Annotated in this window: 6 protein-coding genes; 5 read left to right on the top strand and 1 reads right to left on the bottom strand. The window is 72.5% G+C overall.

The window, feature by feature from the left end:
* The first annotated feature begins 130 nt into the window (after positions 1–130).
* The 5 genes from DKL51_RS04910 to DKL51_RS04890 all read left to right on the top strand — a co-directional run bounded on the left by DKL51_RS04910 (position 131) and on the right by DKL51_RS04890 (position 5,098).
* Complete coding sequence (locus DKL51_RS04910) at positions 131–1,081, top strand: VWA domain-containing protein (RefSeq protein ID WP_124811778.1); 951 nt, start codon at positions 131–133, stop codon at positions 1,079–1,081.
* 604 nt (positions 1,082–1,685) lie between these two features.
* Positions 1,686–2,390 carry a beta-ketoacyl-ACP reductase gene (gene fabG / locus DKL51_RS04905; RefSeq protein WP_109947123.1) on the top strand — a complete coding sequence of 235 codons (705 nt, stop codon included), beginning with the start codon at positions 1,686–1,688 and terminating at the stop codon, positions 2,388–2,390.
* Between the two features lie 22 nt (positions 2,391–2,412).
* The gene (gene fabI, locus DKL51_RS04900) at positions 2,413–3,180 is read left to right on the top strand and encodes an enoyl-ACP reductase FabI (RefSeq protein WP_109947124.1); all 768 of its coding nucleotides are present in this window, start codon (positions 2,413–2,415) and stop codon (positions 3,178–3,180) included.
* 70 nt (positions 3,181–3,250) lie between these two features.
* On the top strand, positions 3,251–4,282 hold the full coding sequence (locus DKL51_RS04895; protein WP_124811777.1) for a ferrochelatase: 1,032 nt from the start codon (positions 3,251–3,253) through the stop codon (positions 4,280–4,282).
* Between the two features lie 36 nt (positions 4,283–4,318).
* On the top strand, positions 4,319–5,098 hold the full coding sequence (locus DKL51_RS04890) for an HAD-IIA family hydrolase (RefSeq protein ID WP_109947126.1): 780 nt from the start codon (positions 4,319–4,321) through the stop codon (positions 5,096–5,098).
* 6 nt (positions 5,099–5,104) lie between these two features.
* On the opposite strand, the gene DKL51_RS04885 is transcribed toward DKL51_RS04890, so the two are convergent.
* Positions 5,105–5,335: Rv1486c family protein (locus DKL51_RS04885; RefSeq protein ID WP_498070878.1), on the bottom strand; the 231-nt coding region annotated here is incomplete at its 5' end.

The raw sequence follows: 5,335 nt of genomic DNA, 5'->3' as shown, positions 1-5,335 counted from the left end.
GTACGCAGTCGCAGGTGGGCGGCGCCGCCGGCGCCGCCCACCTGCGACTGCGTACCGACCGAGACTGGCTGCTGGACATGGTGCGTTTCGTGGCCGCGCAGCGGCACGCCCGCACCCGAGGGACGACACGATGATCCGTTTTCTGCAACCGTGGTGGCTGCTGGCCGTGCTGCCGGTGCTCGCCCTCGCCGCCGCGTACGTCTGGCGGCAGCTGCACCGCCGGGCGTATGCGATGCGGTTCACCAACGTCGACCTGCTGCGTACCCTCGCGCCGAAGGGGCTGGGCTGGCGGCGGCACGCGGCGGCCACCGCGTTCCTGCTCTGCCTGCTGGTGCTGGCCACCGCGATGGCCCGGCCGGCGGTGGACACGAAGGAGCCGCTGGAACGGGCCACGGTCATGCTCGCCATCGACGTGTCGCTCTCCATGCAGGCCGACGACGTGGCGCCGAACCGGCTGGAGGCCGCGCAGGAGGCGGCCAAGCAGTTCGTCGGCGAGCTGCCGAGGAGCTACAACCTCGGCTTGGTCTCCTTCGCCAAGTCGGCGAACGTGCTGGTGTCGCCGACCAAGGACCGGTCGGCGGTGACCGCCGCCATCGACGGGCTGGTGCTGGCCGAGGCTACCGCGACCGGGGAGGCGGTCTTCACCTGCCTGGAGGCGATCCGTTCGGTGCCCGCCGACGGCGCCGCCGGCGTCCCGCCGGCCCGGATCGTGCTGCTCTCCGACGGGTACCGCACCTCGGGGCGGTCGGTGGAGGAGGCGGCCGCGGCGGCGCAAGCGGCGAACGTGCCGGTCTCCACCATCGCGTTCGGCACCGACGCGGGGCAGGTGGACATCGGCGGCCAGCTCCAGCGGGTGCCGGTTGACCGGCTGGCCCTGGCGCAGCTCGCGGAGACCACCGAGGGGTTCTTCTACGAGGCCGCGTCGGTGAGCGAGCTGAAGCAGGTCTACCAGGACATGGGCAGCTCGATCGGGTTCCGTACCGAGCCGCGCGAGATCACCCAGTGGTACGCGGGGATCGCGCTGCTCTTCGCGCTCTGCGCGGGTGCGCTCAGTCTGCTCTGGTCGTCGCGCCTGCTCTGACCGGGCGGCCGAGGGCCGGCGGTGGTCAGTGACCGCCGCCGGCCAGGACGAAGAGGACCGCCACCCAGACGGCGGCGAGGGTGAAGCCCAGCGGGGCGACGTAACGGCTCATGGGACTGCTCCGTGGCGACTGGACGGTCCGGGGTGGACGTGCCGGACCGCGAGGGGGAATCAGGACGCGCACACGAAGTCGTGACCGGGTGGCTCCTCCGCGACCGGCCCGAGGGGGCGGCGCAGCACGGTCGCGCCGGCAGGAGGCCGAGGACCACGGGCGGTGCGGGGAGCGGGAGCTGGGTCAGCTCACCAACTGAGTCGTGGCTCAGCGGGGCTGACGATCGGCCCGGCCACGACTGGGAGGATCGCTATCTCGCACAGCGATCACCTCCTGCGGTCGGCGGGGCCCGGAACGCGGGCGATGTGAAGGCCCGCGAACGCTGATCATCGTACACCCGGGACGCGCCCTTCCCGCACTCGGCCGACCGGTCCGCGGGGCTCGTCCGGTGGGTCATCCGGCCGGCCCGCGGTCCCGCTCCGTTAGCGCTTACCTGCCGGTAACCCCTAGGCTCCGGACCGACCGTGGATCAACTGAGCTCAAGGGGGACCCGTGGCCCGTACCGTGCTGGTGACCGGCGGAAACCGGGGGATCGGCCTGGCCATCGCGCAGGCCTTCGCCAAGCAGGGCGACCGGGTGGCCGTGACCTACCGCAGCGGCGACGCCCCCGCGGGGCTCTTCGGCGTGAAGTGTGACGTCACCGACTCCGACTCCGTCGACGCCGCCTTCACCACGATCGAGGCCGAGCTGGGGCCGGTGGAGGTGCTGGTCGCCAACGCCGGCATCACCGACGACACGCTGCTGATGCGGATGTCCGAGGAGCAGTTCACCCGGGTCGTGGACACCAACCTGACCGGCACGTTCCGCTGCGCCAAGCGGGCCTCGACGAAGATGCTCCGCGCGAAGTGGGGCCGGATGATCTTCATCTCCTCGGTGGTCGGTCTCTACGGCGGCGCCGGTCAGGTCAACTACGCGGCCAGCAAGGCCGGCCTGGTCGGCGTGGCCCGCTCCATCACCCGCGAGCTGGGCAGCCGCAACATCACCGCCAACGTGGTGGCGCCCGGCTTCATCGACACCGACATGACCGCCGCGCTGCCCGAGGATCGTCGTACCGAGTACCGCAAGGCCATCCCGGCCGGCCGGTTCGCCGCCCCGGAGGAGGTCGCCGGCGTGGTCGCCTGGCTCGCCTCGGACGCTGCCGGCTACATCTCCGGCGCCGTGATCCCGGTCGACGGCGGCCTCGGCATGGGCCACTGAGAAAAGACGGAGGAAACTGCACATGTCCGGACTGCTCGCCGGTAAGCGGCTGCTGGTCACCGGCGTCATCACCGACGCCTCGATCGCCTTCTCGGTGGCGAAGCTCGCCCAGGAGAACGGCGCCCAGGTCGTCCTCACCGGCTTCGGGCGGCTCTCCCTGGTCGAGCGGATCGCCAAGCGGCTCCCCGAGCCGGCCCCCGTGATCGAGCTCGACGTGACCAACGCCGAGCACCTCGCCGGCCTCGCCGACAAGGTCCGCGAGCACGTCGACGGCCTCGACGGGGTGGTGCACTCGATCGGCTTCGCCCCGCAGAGCTGCCTCGGCGGCGGCTTCCTCGACGCCCCGTGGGAGGACGTGGCGACCGCGCTGCAGGTCTCCACGTACTCGTACAAGTCCCTGGCCATGGCGGCGCTGCCGCTGATGTCCGCCGGCGGCGCGGTGGTCGGCCTGACCTTCGACGCCACCAAGGCGTGGCCGGTCTACGACTGGATGGGCGTGGCCAAGGCCGGGCTGGAGTCCGCCTCCCGCTACCTGGCGCTGCACCTGGGCAAGCAGGGCATCCGCAGCAACCTCGTGGCGGCCGGCCCGCTGCGCACCATCGCGGCCAAGTCCATCCCGGGCTTCGACCAGTTCGAGGACGCCTGGACCGAGCGCGCCCCGCTCGGCTGGAGTCTCACCGACCAGGAGCCGGCCGCGCGGGCCTGCCTGGCGCTGCTGTCGGACTGGTTCCCGGCCACCACGGGGGAGATCGTCCACGTCGACGGCGGCTACCACGCGATCGGCGCCTGAGACCGGACCGAAACCGGGCCGTCCCGGGGTGGTGGCCGGACCGTCACGGCCGTCGGGGAAGAATGGGCACATGGCGTACGACGCGTTGGTGCTGGTCTCCTTCGGCGGCCCGGAGCGGCCCGAGGACGTGATGCCGTTCCTGCAGAACGTGACCCGGGGGCGGGGCGTGCCGCCGGAGCGGCTCGCCGAGGTCGCCGAGCACTACCTGCACTTCGGCGGGGTCTCCCCGATCAACCAGCAGTGCCGGGAGCTGCTCGCCGCGATCCGCGCGGACTTCGCCGCCCACGGCGTCGACCTGCCGGTCTACTGGGGCAACCGGAACTGGGACCCGCTGCTCGCCGACACCGTGGCGCAGATGCGCGACGACGGGGTGAAGCGGGCGCTCGCCTTCGTGACCAGCGCGTACGGCGGCTACTCCTCCTGCCGGCAGTACCAGGAGGACATCGCCGCGGCCCGGGCCGCGGTCGGCCAGGACGCCCCGGTGATCGACAAGCTGCGCCAGTTCTGGGACCACCCGGGCTTCGTCGAACCGCACGCCGACGCGGTGAAGGCCGCGCTGGCCCAGCTCGACCCGGCGAACCGGGACACCACCCGGATCGTCTTCACCGCGCACTCCGTACCGGTGTCGGCGGCCGCGACCGCCGGCCCGCACGGCGGACGCTACACCGCGCAGCTCGAGGAGGCCGCCCGGCTGGTGCACGCGGCGGCCGCCCCCGACCTGCCGTACGACCTGGTCTGGCAGAGCCGGTCCGGCCCGCCGCAGGTGCCGTGGCTGGAGCCGGACATCAACGACCACCTGACCGCCCTCGCCGAGCAGGGCGTCACCAGCGTGGTGGTCAGCCCGATCGGGTTCGTCTCCGACCACCTCGAGGTGGTCTGGGACCTCGACACCGAGGCGCTGGAAACGGCCAAGCAGCTCGGCCTGGAGTTCGTCCGGGCCGGAACGCCGGGCACCGACCCGCGGTTCGTGGCGATGGTCCGCGAGCTGGTGACCGAGCGGACCGCGCCGGACGGGGAGCGGCTGCGCCGCCGCCTCGGCGAGCTGCCGATGTGGGACACCTGCCCGACGCCGTGCTGCGTGCCCCCGGCCCGCCGTCCCTGAGCCTCGACCGACCTTCGACACCCCTGGGGACGACTGATGCATGACCGCAAGCCCGTGCAGAGCTGGCTCACCGACATGGACGGCGTGCTGGTGCACGAGGGCCAGCCGGTGCCCGGCGCGCCCGAGTTCGTCAAGCGGCTCCGGGCCTCCGGCAAGCCGTTCCTGGTACTCACCAACAACTCGATCTACACGCCGCGCGACCTCCAGGCCCGGCTGGTCCGGATGGGGCTGGACGTGCCGGAGGAGGCGATCTGGTCGTCCGCCCTGGCCACCGCCAAGTTCCTGGACGACCAGCGGCCGGGCGGCACCGCGTACGTGATCGGGGAGGCCGGCCTGACCACGGCGCTGCACGCGGTGGGCTACGTGCTCAGCGACTTCGCACCCGACTACGTGGTGCTGGGGGAGACCCGCACCTACAGCTTCGAGGCGATCACCAAGGCGATCCGGCTGATCAACGACGGCGCCCGGTTCATCTGCACCAACCCGGACGCCACCGGTCCGTCGGTGGAGGGCGCCCTGCCGGCCGCCGGCTCGGTCGCCGCGATGATCTCCAAGGCGACGGGGGTGGCGCCGTACTTCGTCGGCAAGCCGAACCCGATGATGATGCGCTCGGCGCTGAACACCATCGACGCGCACTCGGAGAGCACGGCGATGATCGGCGACCGGATGGACACCGACATCCTCTGCGGGCTGGAGGCCGGGTTGGAGACGATCCTGGTACTGACCGGAATCAGCTCCCGCGCGGAGGCGGAGCGCTACCCGTACCGGCCGTCGCGCATCGTCGACTCCGTCGCCGACCTGATCGACGAGGTCTGACCGGCCTCAGGGGCGCAGCGGGGCGTTGCAGGCGGCCACCAGGGCCTGCCGGCAGGCGGTGGTGAGCGGGCGCAGCGCGGCGTCCCGCTGCTGGGCCTCGTAGTTGTTGATCGCCCCGCCGGGGGCGCTGTGCCCGGCGAGCGCGAGCACCCGGTCCAGCCGGTTCGTTGCCTGGGTGCGCGCCTGGCGCGCCGGCCTGGTGCCCTTCGATGAGGTCGCCGACGAGATCGCCGGTGA

It is taken from the genome of Micromonospora globispora, assembly GCF_003857015.1.
Lineage (GTDB): Bacteria > Actinomycetota > Actinomycetes > Mycobacteriales > Micromonosporaceae > Micromonospora > Micromonospora globispora.
The sequence above is the reverse complement of the archived record's forward strand: the minus strand, read 5'-3'. Positions and strand labels throughout refer to the sequence as shown.